The organism is Knoellia koreensis, assembly GCF_013041615.1.
In the GTDB taxonomy this organism is placed as follows: domain Bacteria; phylum Actinomycetota; class Actinomycetes; order Actinomycetales; family Dermatophilaceae; genus Pedococcus; species Pedococcus koreensis.
On sequence record NZ_JABEPQ010000001.1, the window covers coordinates 70,902 to 87,386 of the forward strand.

The following is a 16,485-nucleotide window of genomic DNA, read 5'->3' on the forward strand; positions in this document are numbered from 1 at the left end:
TGTCGGTGCCATGACAACGACAGCCGACCACGCCGCAGCCAAGACCTATGACGTGCGCACCCACGGGTGCCAGATGAACGTGCACGACTCCGAGCGCCTCGCCGGGCTGCTCGAAACGGCCGGCTACGTCGACGTCAACAGCCTGCCCGCGGATGCGCGCCCCGAGGCGGCCGACGTGGTCGTCTTCAACACCTGCGCGGTGCGTGAGAACGCCGACAACAAGCTCTATGGCAACCTCGGCCAGCTGCGCCCGGTCAAGACGAAGAACCCGGACATGCAGATCGCCGTCGGCGGCTGCATGGCACAGAAGGACCGCTCGACCATCGTGCAGAAGGCGCCGTGGGTCGATGTGGTCTTCGGCACCCACAACATCGGCAGCCTCCCCGCGTTGCTCGACCGGGCCCGCCACAACAAGCGGGCCGAGGTCGAGATCCTCGAGAGCCTCGAGACGTTCCCGTCGACGCTGCCGACGCGGCGCGACTCGGCGTACGCCGGCTGGGTGTCGATCTCGGTGGGCTGCAACAACACCTGCACCTTCTGCATCGTGCCGAGCCTGCGCGGCAAGGAGGCCGACCGTCGGCCCGGCGAGATCCTCGCCGAGATCGAGGCGCTCGTCGCGCAGGGCGTCGTCGAGGTGACGCTGCTCGGCCAGAACGTCAACACCTACGGCGTGGAGTTCGGCGACCGGCTCGCGTTCGGCAAGCTGCTGCGCGCGTGCGGTGAGATCGACGGGCTCGAGCGGGTGCGGTTCACCAGCCCGCATCCGGCGGCGTTCACCGACGACGTCATTGCTGCGATGGCCGAGACCCCGAACGTCATGCCCAGCCTGCACATGCCGCTGCAGTCCGGCTCAGACCAGGTCCTCAAGGCGATGCGCCGGTCCTACCGCAGCGCCAAGTTCCTCGGCATCCTCGACAAGGTCCGCGCGCAGATCCCTGACGCCGCGATCACCACGGACATCATCGTGGGCTTCCCGGGGGAGACCGACGCCGACTTCGAGGAGACGCTGCGGGTCGTGCGCGAGGCACGGTTCTCCAGCGCCTTCACCTTCCAGTACTCCATCCGCCCCGGCACGCCCGCGGCGACGATGCCGGACCAGCTGCCCAAGGCGGTCGTGCAGGAGCGCTACGACCGGCTGATCGAGGTGCAGGAGGAGGTCTCCTGGGCCGAGAACCGGCGCGTCGAGGGCCGCGACGTCGAGGTGCTCGTCGCCACCGGCGAGGGCCGCAAGGACACCGAGACCCGGCGCCTGTCCGGGCGAGCGCGTGACAACCGGCTGGTCCACTTCGCGGTGCCCGAGGGCGCGGAGCAGCCGCGCCCGGGTGACATGGTCACCGTCGGTGTCACGTACGGCGCGCCCCACCATCTCGTGGCTGACGCCGCCCTCAGTGGTGGCACGTATGCCGTGCGCCGCACCAAGGGTGGCGACGCCTGGGCAGCCCTGCAGGACGCGCCGGTCCCCGGCAAGCCGGCCGTGTCGTTGGGTATGCCGTCCCTCGGCAAGCCGTCGACCGCACCGACCGCGGCCCCCGCCTGCGGCGCCTGAGGACACGCGAACCGTGGGGTGGCGCTGGATCCTGGATCGTGAGGATCCGCGGACCATCTTCGTCGTCACTGTTGCGATCCTCGCAATCGGGGGCTCACTCGCCGCGCCTGCTTTGGACGACGGTGGATGGCTGTCCATCCTCGCCGCGACCTGGATCGTGGTCTCGGTTGCACAACTGGTGTGGTCCATCGTGAAGCTGCGACGGTGGCAGCAGCAGCGACCGAACCGGCGGACCTGAGCTCCTCATCTGAGCCCTGTTCTGATACCGCAGGCCCGCGGATGAAAGACTGTGGCGCATGGCTGTTCGTCCCATCGTCATCACGGGTGAGCCCGTGCTCCACCGCCGTGCCGAGCCCGTCGAGGTCATCGACGACGAGATCCGCGACCTGGTGGCCGACATGTTCGAGACCATGGACGTGGCCAACGGGGTCGGTCTCGCGGCCCCACAGATCGGGGTCGGGCTGCGCATCTTCACGTGGCAGATGGACAACAACGACGACGTGCCCGCGCGTGGTGTGGTCATCAATCCCTATGTCGTCGCGTCGAAACCGGCCGTGGGCGACCCCGACCCGGCCGAGGAGTCCGAGGGCTGCCTGTCGGTCCCGGGGGAGTCGTTCCCGCTGCGCCGTGGCCTCGAGGCCCACGTCACCGGGCTCGACCTCGACGGCAACGAGCTCGAGTTCGATGCCACCGGCTGGTTCGCCCGCTGCATGCAGCACGAGTACGACCACCTCAACGGGTTCCTCTACGTCGACCGCCTGGGCGACCGGTGGAGCAAGAAGGCGCGCAAGGCGGTCAAGCGCAACGGCTGGGGCACCCCCGGCCACACGTGGATGCCCGGTGTCGACGAGGACCCGTTCGGTCACGACGCCCCGGACGAGCACGACCTCTAGGTGAAGGTCGCATGGTGAAGGCTGCATGGTGAAGGCCGTTCTCGCCGTGGTCGGGCCGACCGCCACGGGCAAGTCCGACCTCGGCATCGCGCTGGCCGAGCAGCTCGGGGGAGAGGTCGTCAATGCCGACGCCAGCCAGCTCTACCGCGGCATGGACATCGGCACGGCCAAGGTCCCCGAGGACGAGCGGCGCGGTATACCCCACCACCAGCTCGACGTCCTCGACGTGACTGAGGAAGCCAGCGTCGCGGCATACCAGAGGGCAGCGCGGGGCGACATCGCCGCGATCCGCGCGAGGGGCAACCACCCCGTTCTCGTCGGCGGGTCGGGGCTCTACGTGCGCGCCGCCCTCGACGTCCTCGACATCCCACCCACCGACCCTCTGACCCGCGCGCGCATCCAGGCGGAGGCCGACGAGCTCGGCACCGCGGCCATGTTCGAGCGGCTCCAGGCCGCGGATCCCATTGCGGCACAAGCGATTGAAGCCAACAACGCGCGTCGGATCGTCCGGGCACTGGAGGTCATCGAGCTCACCGGCCGCCCGTTCTCGGCGACCATGCCCACCCGCGAGTACGTCACCGACACGGTCATGGTCGGACTGCGGCTCCCACGCGAGCAGCTCGATGAACGCATCGGCGCCCGGGTGCGCAGGATGTGGGATGACGGGCTCCTGGACGAGGTGCGCGGCCTCGAGAGCCGTGGCCTGCGCGAGGGCCGCACGGCCTCCAGGGCACTCGGTTACGCGCAGGCGCTCGCCGACCTCGACGGCACCATGACCACCGAGCAGGCACAGGAGCAGACGACGACGATGACGCGCCGGTTCGCCCGCCGCCAGGAGTCGTGGTTCACCCCCGACCCGCGGATCCACTGGCTCGACGCCACCGCCCCCGACCTGCTCGAGCAGGCCCTGACCCGGGTGGCCGCAGCCATCGGCGACAATGGTGCGCATGGCTGACCAGCTCGCGTTCACCAAAGGGCACGGCACCGAGAACGACTTCGTCCTCGTGCCCGACCTCGAGGGCACGACGGAGATGACGGCCGAGCACGCTGCCCTGCTGGCGGACCGCCGAGCTGGAATCGGCGGCGACGGCGTGATCCGCGTCGTGCCGACGGCCACGAGCACCGAGCCCGATGTGCTCGCCCAGACATCGCAGGCGCGGTGGTTCATGGACTACCGCAACGCCGACGGCAGCGTCGCCGAGATGTGCGGCAACGGCACGCGCGTCTTCGCGGCCTACCTGCGTCGCGAGGGCCTGGAGACCGCCGACGAGTTCGCCATCGCGACCCGCGCCGGCACCAAGATCGTGCGGTTCGAGACGCCCGAGCTGATCGCGGTCAACCTCGGCCCCTGGCGGCTCGCCCAGCCGCACATCGCCGACGCCGAGGGATTCGACGCCCTCGTCCACCTCCCAGGTCAGGAACCGCTGTCGGCCCTGAGCCTCGACCTCGGCAACCCGCACACCGTCGTCGCGCTGCCGGAGCAGGTCGACCTCGACGCCCTCGACCTGCACCTGCCGCCGATGGTCAACCCGCAGCCCGAGCACGGCACCAACGTCGAGCTGGTGCGCCCCCTCGGGGCCGGTCACATCCGGATGCGCGTGCACGAGCGCGGGGTCGGCGAGACCCAGTCGTGTGGCACGGGTGCGGCCGCCGCGGCGCTCGCCACCCGGTTCTGGGCCGGCGACCAGGGGGACACCTGGACCGTCGACGTCCCCGGCGGCCGCCTGCGCGTGCGCGCGCTCGCCGGCAACGAGGTCGAGCTGGCCGGGCCCGCCCGCCTCGTCGCCGACGGTGTCACCTCACTCGTCTGACCTCGAGCACCCGAAAGCCCTTGTCGCTCGCGAACCGCGACACGGCATACCCCGGCGCGGGCAGCTCGTCCGCGAGCCAGCGCTGCAGCGAGTCCGAGCCGAGGTTCTTCTGCACGACCAGGTAGGCGACGCCGCCGGGCGCCAGCCGCGGCAGCCACGTCCGCATCAGGTCGTGCAGCACCGCCTTGCCCACCCGGATGGGCGGGTTCGACCAGATGAGGTCGAACGACACGTCGCCTGGTATGCCGTCCGGCCGGCTCACGTGCACACGGTCCAGCCCCAGCGACCGGGCGTTGGCGCGCGCGAGGTCGAGCGCGCGCTCGTTGACGTCCACGGCATACACGGTCGCGTCCGGTGACGAGAGGGCGAGGGTCAGGGCGATCGGACCCCAGCCGCACCCCAGGTCCAGGAACGTGCCCGAAGCAGGCGGTGCCGGTACCTCGTGCAACAGCACCGCGGTGCCCTTGTCGAGCCCGTCGGGGCTGAAGATGCCGCCGGCCGTGCGGACGGTGACCGGTCGCCCGGCGAGCTCGAGCGAGAGGCTGCGCTGCTCGGCGGCGCTGGCCGGTTCGGCGGTGAAGTAGTGGTCGCTCATCGGCGCCAACGCTAGTGGCTGCGGCACGTTCCCCCAGCGTGCGCCCGCTTGTCACCCCGACTTCATCCACGGCGGTCCGCGCGGGGGCATCGTGGGGCGACATGACGAGCACCCAGCCCACCCGTCGTCTCCTGCTCGCCGGCGCCCTCGGCAGCGCCGGCTCCCTCGCTCTCGGCGGCGTCGCTCGCGCCCAGGGCCAGCGGGCGCCCGGCCTCGTGATCGGCTCACGGCTGAGCATCCCGAGCGGGGTGCAGACCGGCGACGTCACCGCTCGTGAGGCGACCATCTGGTCACGCTCCGACGGCCCGGGCCGGATGATGGTGCGGCTCAGCGGGCCTCGTGGGTACCGACGCACCGTGGCAGGCCCGTGGGCCACGCCCGACACCGACCACACCGCGCGGGTCGACCTGCGTGGGCTCCCGTCGGGTGGCGAGTTCCGCTACACCGTCGAGTTCGAGGACGCCGATGGGCACCGCGGCGAGCGGGCGACGGGCTCGTTCAGCACCGCACCCGCCGGCCGCGACGCGCAGAGCTTCGTCTGGACCGGCGACACCGCCGGGCAGGGCTGGGGCATCAACCCGGACCTCGGCGGCATGCAGGGGTATGCCGCGATGCTCGCCACGCGTCCCGACTTCTTCCTCCACTCCGGCGACACCATCTACGCCGACGGTCCGATTTCGGCACAGGTCACCGAGCCGGACGGGCAGGTCTGGTGCAACCTCGTCACGCCCGAGGTGGCCGTCGTCGCCCAGTCGCTGGAGGAGTACCGCGGCCGGCACCGCTACAACCTCATGGACGACAACGTGCGCGCCATGTATGCCGCCGTGCCCGTCGTCGCGCAATGGGACGACCACGAGACCGTCAACAACTGGTACCCGGGCGAGATCCTCGACGACCCGCGGTACACCGAGCGCCGCGTCGACGTGCTGGCTGCGCGCGGGCGCCAGGCCTGGTCCGAGTACCAGCCGATCGCAGCGCGCCAGCTGGGGGAGTGGGGCGCCAGGCGCCAGCGCGGTCCGGTGCGCATCTACCGCACGATCAACCGCGGCAAGCACCTCGACGTGTTCAGCCTTGACATGCGAACCTTCAAGAGCCCCAACACTTCTGGGCGCGAGAGCGAACTCACGCCGATCCTCGGTGCAGAGCAGCGCAACTGGCTCGTCAAGGAGCTGCGGCGTTCGAACGCGACCTGGAAGGTCATCGCGGCCGACCTGCCGCTGGGCATCATCGTCCCGGACGGACCGGTCGCCCAGGAGAGTGTGTCGAACGCCGACCCGGGCGCCCCGCTGGGCCGCGAGCTCGAGATCGCGTGGGTGCTCCAGCAGATCAAGCGCCACCGCATCAGGAACGTCGTGTGGCTCACCGCTGACGTGCACTACTGCGCAGCCCACCACTACGACCCGTCGCGCGCGGCGTTCACCGACTTCGACCCGTTCTGGGAGTTCGTCGCCGGGCCGATCAACGCCGGCTCGTTCGGTCCGAACAAGATGGACGCGACGTTCGGGCCGCGGGTGGACTTCGCCAAGGCGGGCACGCGGGCCAACCAGAGCCCGCGTGACGGCAAGAGCCAGTTCTTCGGCCACGTCGACGTCGCCGACGACGGCCAGTTCGCGGTCAGCCTGCGCGACACCACGGGTGAGGTCGTCTACCGCCGCACGCTGGAACCGCAGGGGCGGCACTGAGGCGGGCACGCGGCATACCCGGCATAAAGAAGTCGTCACTCTCGTTGGAAGAGTGAGACTCTTGAGGGGATATGACGAAGCAGAACACCACCATCTTTGACACCAAGGCCACCGCCCTCGCCGCCGACGAGCAGTTCCGGCCGGGCGAGCAGGACGGGTACGACGGGGAGCAGTACGACCGCGAGGACCGTGCTGCGCTGCGCCGTGTCGCCGGGCTGTCCACCGAGCTCGAGGACATCACTGAGGTCGAGTACCGCCAGCTGCGACTCGAGCGGGTCGTGCTGGCCGCCGTCTGGACCGACGGCTCCCAGGAGGAGGCCGACAACTCGATGCGTGAGCTCGCGGCGCTCGCCGAGACCGCGGGTTCGACCGTGCTCGCCGGCGTCGTCCAGCGGCGCACGCACCCCGACGCCAGCACCTACCTCGGCAAGGGCAAGGCGCAGGAGCTGCGCGACATCGTCATCGCCGAGGGCGCGGACACCGTCATCGCCGACACCGAGCTGACCCCGTCGCAGCGGCGCGCGCTCGAGGACGTCGTCAAGGTCAAGGTCATCGACCGCACCGCGCTGATCCTCGACATCTTTGCGCAGCACGCCAAGTCCAAGGAGGGCAAGGCGCAGGTCGAACTGGCCCAGATGCAGTACCTCTTGCCGCGGCTGCGTGGTTGGGGTGAGTCGATGTCCCGGCAGGCCGGTGGCCAGGTGGGCGCCGGGCAGGGCATGGGCTCGCGTGGTCCCGGTGAGACGAAGATCGAGCTCGACCGCCGCCGGATCAACCAGCGGATGGCCAAGCTGCGCCGCGAGATCAAGGACATGAAGACGGGCCGCGACACACGCCGGCTGGCGCGCAAGGCGAATGCCGTCCCGAGCGTCGCGATCGCGGGCTACACCAACGCGGGCAAGTCCTCGCTGCTCAACCGGCTCACCGACGCTGGCGTGCTCGTGCAGAACCAGCTGTTCGCCACCCTCGACCCGACCGTGCGCCGCGCCGAGACCGAGGACGGCCGCGTCTACACGCTGGCGGACACGGTCGGATTCGTGCGCCAGCTGCCGACCCAGCTGGTCGAGGCGTTCCGCTCGACACTGGAGGAGGTCGGGGACGCCGACCTGCTGCTGCACGTCGTCGACGGCTCGCACCCCGACCCCGAGGGCCAGATCAGCGCGGTGCGCGCGGTCCTCGCCGATGTCGACGCGGCCGACGTCAAGGAGATCATCGTCGTCAACAAGGCCGACGCGGCCGACCCCGAGGTGCTCGACCGGCTGCGCCGGCACGAGAAGCACTCGGTCATCGTGTCGGCTCGCACGGGTGAGGGGCTCGACGAGCTGCGGGCCCTCATCGCCGAGGAGCTGCCGCGGCCGACGATCGACGTCGACGTGCTGCTGCCCTACGACCGGGGCGACCTCGTGAGCCGGCTCCACGACGAGGCCGACGTCATCTCCAGCGAGCACACGCAGGACGGGACGCACGTGAAGGCGCGGGTGCACCCCGACCTCGCGAGCGAGCTCGCGGCATACGCGGCCTGAGTGGGTCGGTCTGCCGCGTGGCGGATGTGGGCCGGTTCTCGGTGCTCTGGTCGGTATGCCGGCGACAGAACCGAGAAACGGACAACTTGTTGAGACCGCGGGTCAGGCGGGTAGGCGGTAGACCGACACGTGCGAGCGTGACTCGGCCGTGAACGGCGAACGGTCCCAGTCGGCATACCTCGCCTCCAGCTCGAGTCCCGCGAGGCGACCCATGAGGTCGAGCTCGGACGGCCAGATGTAGCGGTGCGGGCTGATGCCGTGCCGGGCCTCGCGGCCGCGTCCGAAGGTGAAGTGGTGCGAGACGACCTGCTGGTCGACGGTGTCGTAGGTGTCGAGCCCGATGTAGCCATCGGTGGCTCCGAAGACGGCGGCGGGGAGCCGGGCGGCAGTGACCGCAGCTGCGGCACCCACAGCTCGATGACGAAGCGGCCGCCTGGCGCCAGGTGGGCAGCCGCGTTGCGGAAGCACTCGACCTGCGCGTCCTGGGTGAGCAGGTTGGAGATGGTGTTGAAGACGAGGTAGGCGAGGGTGAAGTCGCCGTCGACCCGGGTGGTTGCCATGTCGCCGCGCGTGACGGGAATCGTTGCGGCGTCTGCCTTTTCGCGCAGGACGTCGATCATGGGCTGGGAGAGCTCGATGCCCGTGACGCGCACACCTGCGGCCACGAGCGGCACCGCCACCCGACCTGTGCCGATCGCGAACTCCAGCGCGGCGCCGTCTCCCGCGAGGTCCGCGAGGAAGGCGACGGTCGGCTCGATCACCTCTGGCGCGAACATGCCCTCGCCCGGTGTGTCGTACTGCGCCGCCGCGGTCTCGTCCCAGATCTCGTCCTGCTCCACGCGGACGACCCTCCCAGCCACGCACCCCGGCTTCCACACGTTTTCGTGCGTGCTCTCTTGACCAGGTGAACCCGTAAGTCGTAGCTTACCGTTCGTGGGCACTTACGGAGCAATGATCGCTGAGGCCGATCCCTGGGTCGCCATGGGTGACCCCTCCCGGCGTCGCATCGTTCGGCTCCTCGCCGCCGGCCCGAGCTCGGTCGCCGAGCTCGCCGACGTGCTGCCGATCAGCCGCCCGGCCGTCTCCCAGCACCTCAAGGTGCTCAAGGCCGCCGGCCTCGTCGACGTGCGCCCGCAGGGGACGCGTCGCATCTACCAGGTGGACCCGGCCGGGCTCCAGGCGCTGAGGGCCGAGCTCGACGGCTTCTGGGGTCAGGCCATGGCCAACTTCGTCGAGCTCACCAACCGCCACACCAAGGAGAACGAGGCATGAGCACCACCACCGCCCCGACCACCGTTACGCAGGAGGTCACCGTGGACGTCCCGGTCGACACGGCGTTCCGCCTGTTCACCGAGCAGTTCGACAAGGTCAAGCCCCGCGAGCACAACCTGCTCGCGGTCCCGATCACCGAGACCGTGTTCGAGCCGCGGGTCGGTGGCCACATCGTCGACCGGGGCGAGGACGGCAGCGAGTGCCGCTGGTCGCGCGTGCTGGCGTTCGACCCGCCGGAGCGTGTGGTCTTCAGCTGGGACATCAGCCCGAGCTGGCAGCTCGAGACCGACCCCGACCGGACCAGCGAGGTGGAAGTGCGCTTCACGCCCGAGGGCGAGAACGCCACCCGCGTCAGGCTCGAGCACCGGCACCTCGACCGGCACGGCGACGGCTGGGAGAGCCTGGCCATGACCATGGCGTCCGAGGGAGCGTGGCCGCTCTACCTCCAGCGCTACGTCGACGTGACGCGCACCGACGCCTAGAGCCGGCGCAGGGCGGTGGTCAGGACGACGGGCTCGCCGGCCTCGTCGGAGGCGTCGAGGTCGACAGTTGCCTCGATGACCCAGTCGTGGTCGTCCTCGGGGTCGGCGAGCGTCTGGCGGGCCAGCCAGAGGCGGTGCGGTGTGGCCGGCTCGTCGGGCTCGTTGAGGCCGGGTGGCGCGCCGGTCGTTGCCTCGATCGTGAGCATGGCCGGCCCGCGTGCGGCGGCGTCGGTGCCGATCGAGTCGTGCACCTCCCAATAGGCACCGAGCGCCTCGTCCCAGACCGCCTCGTCCATGAGGGTATGCCGCGGGGGCTCGGTGAGTGCCGCGCTCGCCTCGTCGAGTCGGGCGAGGTCGACGAAAAGGTCGCGGCTGGCGAGGTCGACGCGACGGAACATCGCGTTGCGCACCATGACCCGAAATGCCTTCTCGTTGGCCGTGATCGGGCGATGCGGCCGGGTGCCACCCTGGGCAGCCATCGTCTCCAGGTCGGCGAGCCGGTCCTGCGCCTCGGGGTCGGTCAAGGCCTCCCACTCGTCGATGAGTGAGGAGTCGGTCTGGCGGATGGTCTCGCCCAGCCACTCGAGCAGCTCGTCGAAGGTCTCGTTGCGGTAGGACGCGGGCACGAGCTGGCGCAGGGTCCGGTAGGCGTCGGACAGGTAGCGCAGGACGGTGCCCTCAGACCGGGCGAGCTGGTAGGCGGACACGAACTCGGTGAACGTCATGGCGCGTTCGTACATCTCGCGCACGACCGACTTGGGGGAGAGGGCGCTCTCGCTGACCCAGGGATGGCTGCGCCGGAAGATCTCGAAGGTCGCCTCGAGCAGCTCCTCGAGCGGCTTGGGCCAGGTGACCTCCTCGAGCCGCTCCATCCGCTCGTCGTACTCGATACCGTCGGCCTTCATCTGGGCCACGGCCTCGCCGCGGGCCTTGAACTGCTGGGCGAGCAGCACCTGGAACGGGTCGTCGAGGATGGACTCGACGACCGACACGACGTCGAGGGCGAAGGTGGGGGACTCCGGGTCGAGCACCTCGAAGCTGGCCAGAGCCAGTGGCGACAAGGGCTGGTTGAGGGCGAAGTCATCGGAGACCTCAGGGTTGAGCCGCACCCCTCGGCCGTCGGCGTCGACCGGCGAAACCCGTTGCAGCACATCGGTTTCCAGCAGGCTTCGCCCCAAGGTGATCGCGCGGCGTGCCAGACGTGCCTGGCCCCGCGGGTTCTCGTGGTTGTCGCGCAGGAGTCGCGACAGCGCCCGCACCGGGTCACCCGGTCGCTGCACGATGTTGAGGATCGTGCCGTGGTCGACCTTCATCCGTGAGACGAGCGGCTCGGGCTCGGCGGCCACGAGCTTGTCGTAGGTCTGCTCGGTCCACGAGACGGTGCCCTCGGGCGGCTTCTTGCGCTGCACCTTGCGCTGCTTCTTCGGGTCGTCGCCGGCCTTGGCGAGCGCCCGCGCGTTCTCGATGACGTGCTCCGGCGCCTGCACCACGACCGACCCGCTCGTGTCATATCCCGCTCGCCCGGCTCGCCCCGCGATCTGGTGGAACTCCCTGGCCCGCAAGACCCGCTGGCGCGACCCGTCGTACTTCACCAGCCCGGTGAACAGCACCGTCCGGATCGGCACGTTGATGCCCACCCCGAGGGTGTCGGTGCCGCAGATGACCTTGAGCAGGCCGTCCTGGGCGAGCTGCTCGACCAGCCGGCGATAGCGCGGCAGCATGCCCGCGTGGTGCACCCCGATCCCGGCCCGCACGAGCTGCGAGAGCGTCTTCCCAAAGCCCGCCGTGAAGCGAAAACCACCTATCCGCGTGGCAATCGCCTCCTTGTCGACGCCGAGTGACCGCTTCATCGCGAGCAGCGAACGCGCGTGCTCGAGGGCCGCGGCCTGGGTGAAGTGGACGACGTAGACCGGGGACTGGTGGGTCGTGACGAGCTCCTCGACCGTCTCGTCGAGAGGTGTCATGGCCCAGCTGAACGACAACGGCACCGGCCGCTCCGTGCCGGTCACCAGGGTGGTCTCGCGACCGTTGCGGCGGGTGAGGTCCTCGGCCAGCTCCGACATGTCGCCGAGCGTCGCCGACATGAGCAGGAACTGCGCCTGCGGCAGCTCCAGCAGCGGCACCTGCCAGGCCCATCCGCGGTCCGGCTCGGCGTAGTAGTGGAACTCGTCCATGATCACGAGCCCCACATCGGCGTCCCGCCCCTCGCGCAGCGCGATGTTGGCGAGGATCTCGGCCGTGCAGCAGATGATCGGGGCGTCCGGGTTGACCGACGCATCACCGGTCAGCATCCCGACCTCCGACGCGCCGAACAGCTCGCACAGGTCGAAGAACTTCTCGCTGACCAGTGCCTTGATGGGCGCGGTGTAGAACGAGACCCGGTCCGACGCCAGCGCCGCCAGGTGCGCGCCCGTGGCCACCAGCGACTTGCCCGACCCCGTCGGCGTCGACAGCACGACGTTCTCCCCGGCCAGCAGCGCCACGAGCGCCTCGTCCTGGTGGGGGTAGAGCGGCCGCCCACGCTCCTGCGACCAGGCCGCGAACGCGGCATACACCTCGTCGGGGGCGGCGCCCACGGGCACGAGGTCGGCGAGCGGCGCGGTGGAGGACATCGCCGCCATCCTGTCAGGTGTCGTGGATACTCGGGACCGTGCCCGTGGTCATCCAACGCAGCCGGCTCAAGACGTCCCTGGCCCTGGCGGGAGTGGTCCTCTTCCTGGTAGCCGGGTGGTTCCTCATCCGGTCAGAGGACCCGACCGGCGTGCTGATCGGCTGGGTCGGCATCGTCGTCTTCGGGTTGTTCGGTGTGGCTGGCGTGGCGATGATCCTCCGCCGCGGCCCCGGGCTCGTGGTCGACGACGTGGGCTTCACCGACGCCAGCTCGGTGGTGGCCATGGGTCGCGTGCCCTGGTCGGACGTCGTCAACGTCTGGGAGTGGAAGGCGAGCTCGACCACCAACATCGTCGTCACCGTTCGAGACCCCGAGGCGTACGTCGCGCGCCTGCGCGGACCCGCCCGATGGGCGGCCCGCGCGAACGTGGGGATGGTCGGGTCACCGGTCGCCCTTGCCTCCACCGGCCTGCGCATCAGCAGCGGTGACCTGTTCGAGCTGCTCAGCTCGAGGCTGAGCGCGTACCAGGAGCGGCACCCCGTCGGGCCCGACGGCGACGTCGGAGGCCGCCGATAGCGTCGGGGACGTGACGTTCGAGACCACCACCCGCCGGCTCCGCCTGCGCCGCCCGACCGAGGCCGACCGCGACTTCCACTCCGCCGTGCACAGCGACCCGCGCGTCTACGCGCACGCGCCGCATGTCATCGGCACGCCGGAGACCAACAAGGTCTTCTTCGACGACATCCTCGCCCACTGGGACGAGGACGGTTTTGGTTACTGGGTCGCCGAGGACAAGACGTCGGGTATGCCGCTCGGCTGGGTGGGCGTCAAGGGCGCCGGCGGCGACCATGGAGACTTCCTCAACCTCTACTACCGGTTCGTGCCCGAGGCCCACGGCAAGGGCCTGGCCAAGGAGGCCGGGAGGGCTGCGGTGGCCATGGCGACGCAGTGGCACGCCGATCGGCCGGTGCGCGCGCTGGTGAAGGAGCACAACACCGCCTCGGTGCGCACTGCCCTCGCGTCGGGACTCGCCCGCACGGACACGACGGTGACCTTGAGGGACGACCTGCCCGACGAGCCGCCGTCGCTGCTGTTCGAGGCGCCGCGGGTGGGGCGGGTCGACGCCCTCGACCAGGCGACCCGGGAGGAGGTGCTCGACCTGTGGAGCCGGGTCACCGACGCCGGGGGAGCGGTTGGCTTCCTGCCCGGCGCGTCTCGAGAGGCGATCGCCGCCGCGCTGGCCGCGCACGAGGAGCAGATGGCCGCCGGTGACGCGTTCGCCGGTGCGCTGCGCGAGCCCGCCGGCACCCTCGTCGGCTGGGGCTGGTGGGTGCGGGTACCCAACCCGCTGCTGCACCACGGCCGCTGGCTCTACCGGCTCATGGTCGACCCCGATCGCCAGGGTCGCGGTTACGGCCTCGTCCTCATGGCCGGGCTGCACCGGCTCGCCCGCGAGGACGGCGTCGAGCTGCTCCAGCTGGGTGTGCGCAGTGGCTCGGGGGTGAGTGCCTTCTACGCGCAGTGCGGCTATGTGGAGGTGGGTCGCATCCCCGGCGCGATCCGCGTGGCCGAGGGCGACGACCGCGACGACGTGACCATGGCGCGTCGCGTCGACGGCCAGCCCCTGCGACCACACGGCGGCGGCTGAGCGCGGGCGCCACACGCCTGGGGATGGCGCCATCGCGGCGTCGGCCACACGGCATACGCTGGCCCCCATGCCCACCCTCGACGAGCTCCTGCACGCTGCCGTCCAGGGGGTCGGGGGCACCGAGCGCCCGGGGCAGGTCGAGATGGCGCACGCCGTCGCGGACGCCATCGACAAGGACGAGCACCTGCTCGTGCAGGCGGGCACGGGCACCGGCAAGTCGCTGGCCTACCTCGTGCCGGCGATCGTCCACGCCCAGGCCACCGACAAGCCCGCCGTCATCGCCACCGCCACGCTGGCCCTCCAGGCGCAGATCGTCGACCGCGACATGCCGCGCCTCGCCGACGCGCTCGAACCTGTGCTCGGGCGGCGCCCGACCTACGGGCTGGTCAAGGGACGACGCAACTACCTGTGCGCGCACAAGCTCGAGGGCGGCTTCCCCGACGACGAGGACGGGCTCTTCGGTGTCGAGGAGGCCGGCGAGGCCGGACGGGCGCAGTCGCGGCTCGGTCAGGAGGTCGTGCGGCTGCGGCAGTGGGCTGAGATCACCGAGTCCGGCGACCGCGACGAGCTCGTCCCCGGTGTGAGCGAGCGCGCCTGGCGGCAGGTGTCGGTCAGCGCCCACGAGTGCATGGGCAGCAAGTGCCCCCTGGTCTCCGAGTGCTTCGTCGAGAAGTCGCGTGAGGCTGCCAAGGAGTGCGACGTCATCGTCACGAACCACTCGTTCATGGCGATCGACAGCTTCGAGGGCCGGCAGATGCTGCCCGAGCACGACCTGCTCGTCGTCGACGAGGGCCACGAGCTGGTCGACCGCGTCACCTCGACCATCACCGACGAGATCACGGCGAACGCCGTCGAGGCCGCGGCCAAGCGGGCCTCGCGGCTGGCCGAGTCCACCGAGGCCGTCGACGACGCAGCCGCCTTCCTGCGCGGCGTACTGGACGAGCTGCCCGAGGGGCGGCTCACCGGCATACCCGACTCGCTCGGCCTCGCCCTCGCAAGGGTGCGTGACACGACCCGGCAGGTGCAGTCCGAGCTCAAGCCCGAGAAGGGCACCGAGCCCGACGGCGCCCGCAAGGTCGCGCAGGCGGCCATCGACGAGGTCTTCGAGAACTCGTCCCGCGTGCTGGAGCAGCGCGAGCTCGACGTCGTCTGGGTCAACCGTGACCAGCGACGCGGCTCGGTGCTGCGCGTCGCACCCATGAGTGTCGCAATGTTGTTGCGCGACAAGGTTTTTGGTGACCGCACGGTGGTGCTCACGAGCGCAACGCTCGAGCTCGGCGGCACGTTCGACGCCGTCGCCGGCACGATGGGCCTGCGCGGCGAGGGCTCACCCGACTGGCGCGGGCTCGACGTGGGCAGCCCGTTCGACTACCCGCAGCAGGCCATCGCGTACGTCGCCCAGCACCTGCCGCCGCCCGGCCGCGACGGGCTCTCCGACGCAGCCATGGACGAGATCGAGGCACTGGTGCGAGCCGCTGGCGGGCGCACGCTGGGCCTCTTCTCCTCGATGCGGGCTGCGCAGGCGGCGACCGAGGAGATGCGCAAGCGGTTCGACGGAGACATCGGCTTCCTGTGCCAGGGGGAGGACCAGATCACCACGCTGGTGCGCCAGTTCGCCCGCGACCCGAAGACATGCCTGTTCGGCACCCTCACCCTGTGGCAGGGCGTCGACGTGCCCGGTTCCTCGAGCCAGCTCGTCATCATCGACCGGATCCCGTTCCCGCGCCCCGACGACCCGCTGGCCTCGGCGCGCTCGCAGGCGATCGCCCGGATGGGCGGCAACGGCTTCATGGCCGTGTCGGCGACGCACGCCGCGCTGCGGCTCGCGCAGGGCGCCGGCCGGCTGATCCGCCGGTCCGATGACCGCGGAGTCGTCGCCTTCCTCGACTCGCGCATGATGACCGCGAGGTATGCCGGTTTCCTCCAGCGTTCGTTGCCGCCCTTCTGGCCGACGACCGACCGTGACCGGGTGCTGGCCGCGCTGAAGCGGCTCGACGAGATCGCGCCACCGCCGCTCGAGGTGGCCGACCCGGCGTTGCGCGGGGCGACCGGCGCGCTCGCCGGCACCGCCATGGGGCGAGTGGGGGAGGACGCCGCAGAGCACCCGCGCCCGGCCGACAACCGCCCGGTTGCGGGCGACCCGCCGGTGGCCGAGAGCTCGCGCACCGCGGTCACCGAGGGTGAGGGGTGGACGGCCGAGGACGACGAGGAGCTGCGCGAAGGCGTCGCGCTCGGTCTGTCTCTCGCGGAGATCGCCGACCACGTCGACCGCCCGGCGGACGTCGTGGCCGCCCGGCTCAAGGGCCTCGGGCTCGAGGCGAACGGCGCCGCCACGCTCTCGTTCGACTGAGCGAGGGGCTGCCGGCAGCCGGCCTGACCCCCCGAGCCAACCGCGTCGCTCCGCCGGGCCGACCGCGACAGG

13 protein-coding genes and 1 pseudogene are annotated in these 16,485 nt (G+C 70.8%); 11 read left to right on the forward strand and 3 right to left on the reverse strand.

What is annotated here, in order from left to right; all coding sequences use genetic code 11:
* Window positions 1-10 precede the first annotated feature (10 nt).
* From miaB to dapF, 4 genes are all read left to right on the forward strand, one after another.
* Window positions 11-1,546, forward strand: coding sequence for a tRNA (N6-isopentenyl adenosine(37)-C2)-methylthiotransferase MiaB (miaB, locus tag HJG52_RS00335; RefSeq protein WP_171241610.1), 1,536 nt, complete (start codon window positions 11-13; stop codon window positions 1,544-1,546).
* 296 nt (window positions 1,547-1,842) lie between these two features.
* Entirely contained in the window at window positions 1,843-2,439 is a 597-nt protein-coding gene (def, locus tag HJG52_RS00340; RefSeq protein ID WP_171241611.1) for a peptide deformylase, read from the forward strand.
* Window positions 2,440-2,464: 25 nt separating this feature from the next.
* The gene (miaA, locus tag HJG52_RS00345) at window positions 2,465-3,394 is read left to right on the forward strand and encodes a tRNA (adenosine(37)-N6)-dimethylallyltransferase MiaA (protein ID WP_171241612.1); all 930 of its coding nucleotides are present in this window, start codon (window positions 2,465-2,467) and stop codon (window positions 3,392-3,394) included.
* A complete protein-coding gene (gene dapF / locus HJG52_RS00350; RefSeq protein WP_171241613.1) occupies window positions 3,387-4,250 on the forward strand; it encodes a diaminopimelate epimerase in 864 nt (287 codons plus the stop codon). The genes miaA and dapF overlap by 8 nt, the downstream gene beginning before the upstream one ends.
* Here dapF and HJG52_RS00355 read toward each other — a convergent pair.
* Window positions 4,234-4,845: a class I SAM-dependent methyltransferase gene (locus HJG52_RS00355; RefSeq protein WP_171241614.1), complete on the reverse strand. Its 612-nt coding sequence runs from the start codon at window positions 4,843-4,845 to the stop codon at window positions 4,234-4,236. The two genes, dapF and HJG52_RS00355, sit on opposite strands and share 17 nt — an antisense overlap.
* A 101-nt stretch (window positions 4,846-4,946) precedes the next feature.
* Here HJG52_RS00355 and HJG52_RS00360 point away from each other — a divergent pair, with 101 nt between their 5' ends.
* Together HJG52_RS00360 and hflX are read left to right on the forward strand one after the other, a co-directional pair.
* On the forward strand, window positions 4,947-6,527 hold the full coding sequence (locus HJG52_RS00360) for an alkaline phosphatase D family protein (protein ID WP_171241615.1): 1,581 nt from the start codon (window positions 4,947-4,949) through the stop codon (window positions 6,525-6,527).
* A 71-nt stretch (window positions 6,528-6,598) separates the two neighbouring features.
* On the forward strand, window positions 6,599-8,050 hold the full coding sequence (gene hflX / locus HJG52_RS00365; protein ID WP_171241616.1) for a GTPase HflX: 1,452 nt from the start codon (window positions 6,599-6,601) through the stop codon (window positions 8,048-8,050).
* 102 nt (window positions 8,051-8,152) lie between these two features.
* On the opposite strand, the pseudogene HJG52_RS21820 reads toward hflX, so the two are convergent.
* Window positions 8,153-8,889, reverse strand: a pseudogene (locus tag HJG52_RS21820) (class I SAM-dependent DNA methyltransferase).
* A 94-nt stretch (window positions 8,890-8,983) separates the two neighbouring features.
* Between HJG52_RS21820 and HJG52_RS00375 the strand changes: the two are divergent.
* Window positions 8,984-9,322: an ArsR/SmtB family transcription factor gene (locus HJG52_RS00375; RefSeq protein WP_346767491.1), complete on the forward strand. Its 339-nt coding sequence runs from the start codon at window positions 8,984-8,986 to the stop codon at window positions 9,320-9,322.
* On the forward strand, window positions 9,319-9,804 hold the full coding sequence (locus HJG52_RS00380) for an SRPBCC family protein (RefSeq protein WP_171241617.1): 486 nt from the start codon (window positions 9,319-9,321) through the stop codon (window positions 9,802-9,804). Before HJG52_RS00375 ends, HJG52_RS00380 begins: the two co-directional genes overlap by 4 nt.
* Here the strand turns inward: HJG52_RS00380 and HJG52_RS00385 are convergent.
* Window positions 9,801-12,416: a DEAD/DEAH box helicase gene (locus HJG52_RS00385; protein ID WP_171241618.1), complete on the reverse strand. Its 2,616-nt coding sequence runs from the start codon at window positions 12,414-12,416 to the stop codon at window positions 9,801-9,803. The two genes, HJG52_RS00380 and HJG52_RS00385, sit on opposite strands and share 4 nt — an antisense overlap.
* Window positions 12,417-12,454: 38 nt before the next feature.
* On the opposite strand from HJG52_RS00385, the gene HJG52_RS00390 reads away from it, so the two are divergent.
* From HJG52_RS00390 to HJG52_RS00400, 3 genes are all read left to right on the forward strand, one after another.
* A complete protein-coding gene (locus tag HJG52_RS00390; RefSeq protein WP_171241619.1) occupies window positions 12,455-12,991 on the forward strand; it encodes an STM3941 family protein in 537 nt (178 codons plus the stop codon).
* Window positions 12,992-13,001: 10 nt separating this feature from the next.
* Complete coding sequence (locus HJG52_RS00395; RefSeq protein WP_171241620.1) at window positions 13,002-14,063, forward strand: GNAT family N-acetyltransferase; 1,062 nt, start codon at window positions 13,002-13,004, stop codon at window positions 14,061-14,063.
* Window positions 14,064-14,130: 67 nt separating this feature from the next.
* Window positions 14,131-16,413, forward strand: a complete 2,283-nt coding sequence (locus HJG52_RS00400; protein WP_171241621.1) for an ATP-dependent DNA helicase — start codon at window positions 14,131-14,133, stop codon at window positions 16,411-16,413.
* Window positions 16,414-16,485 lie beyond the last annotated feature (72 nt).

What these genes read in the sequence shown, in the direction of transcription:
- HJG52_RS00400 (WP_171241621.1), top strand. Translation starts at nt 14,131, where the DNA reads ATGCCCACCCTCGACGAGCTCCTGCACGCTGCCGTCCAGGGGGTCGGG.
- HJG52_RS00355 (WP_171241614.1), bottom strand. Translation starts at nt 4,845, where the DNA reads ATGAGCGACCACTACTTCACCGCCGAACCGGCCAGCGCCGCCGAGCAG.
- def (WP_171241611.1), top strand. Translation starts at nt 1,843, where the DNA reads ATGGCTGTTCGTCCCATCGTCATCACGGGTGAGCCCGTGCTCCACCGC.
- HJG52_RS00380 (WP_171241617.1), top strand. Translation starts at nt 9,319, where the DNA reads ATGAGCACCACCACCGCCCCGACCACCGTTACGCAGGAGGTCACCGTG.
- HJG52_RS00360 (WP_171241615.1), top strand. Translation starts at nt 4,947, where the DNA reads ATGACGAGCACCCAGCCCACCCGTCGTCTCCTGCTCGCCGGCGCCCTC.
- miaB (WP_171241610.1), top strand. Translation starts at nt 11, where the DNA reads ATGACAACGACAGCCGACCACGCCGCAGCCAAGACCTATGACGTGCGC.
- HJG52_RS00385 (WP_171241618.1), bottom strand. Translation starts at nt 12,416, where the DNA reads ATGTCCTCCACCGCGCCGCTCGCCGACCTCGTGCCCGTGGGCGCCGCC.
- miaA (WP_171241612.1), top strand. Translation starts at nt 2,465, where the DNA reads ATGGTGAAGGCCGTTCTCGCCGTGGTCGGGCCGACCGCCACGGGCAAG.
- hflX (WP_171241616.1), top strand. Translation starts at nt 6,599, where the DNA reads ATGACGAAGCAGAACACCACCATCTTTGACACCAAGGCCACCGCCCTC.
- dapF (WP_171241613.1), top strand. Translation starts at nt 3,387, where the DNA reads ATGGCTGACCAGCTCGCGTTCACCAAAGGGCACGGCACCGAGAACGAC.